This window comes from Mesorhizobium sp. M2E.F.Ca.ET.209.01.1.1 (assembly GCF_004010375.2).
Classification (GTDB): domain Bacteria; phylum Pseudomonadota; class Alphaproteobacteria; order Rhizobiales; family Rhizobiaceae; genus Mesorhizobium.
This window is the reverse complement of record NZ_SADP02000626.1, coordinates 1-340: the sequence shown is the minus strand read 5'-3', so window position 1 is coordinate 340 and position 340 is coordinate 1. Positions and strand designations below refer to the sequence as shown.

Sequence of the window (340 nt, the reverse complement as noted above, 5' to 3'; positions counted from 1 at the left end):
CACGAAGCCCACCCGCCCCTGGCGTTGGCGCGGCATGCTCAGCGTGCTCGTGCTGGCCCTGTTCTATGCGCTGCCGTGGCTGCGTTGGGAGGGCCACCAGGCCGTGCTGCTGGACATCAACGCACGGCGCTTCGACCTGTTTGGCTGGACGCTGTGGCCAGGCGACGTCGGCGTGCTGATCGGGATGCTGGCCGTGATGGCGGTGGGGCTTGCACTGCTGACCCACCTGGCCGGACGCGTCTGGTGTGGCCATGCCTGCCCGCAGACGCTGTGGCGCCGTGCCTTCGACGGGATCGCACGCGGCATGGCCCGGGTGCTGCCGGTGCCGGCCGTAGGCCCC

General features: G+C 71.5%; 1 protein-coding gene. It reads left to right on the top strand.

All coding sequences use genetic code 11. From position 1 onward, the window contains the following. Positions 1 to 34: 34 nt before the first annotated feature. The coding region (locus tag EN852_RS37195) for a 4Fe-4S binding protein (RefSeq protein ID WP_210238311.1) at positions 35 to 340 on the top strand (306 nt) is incomplete at its 3' end.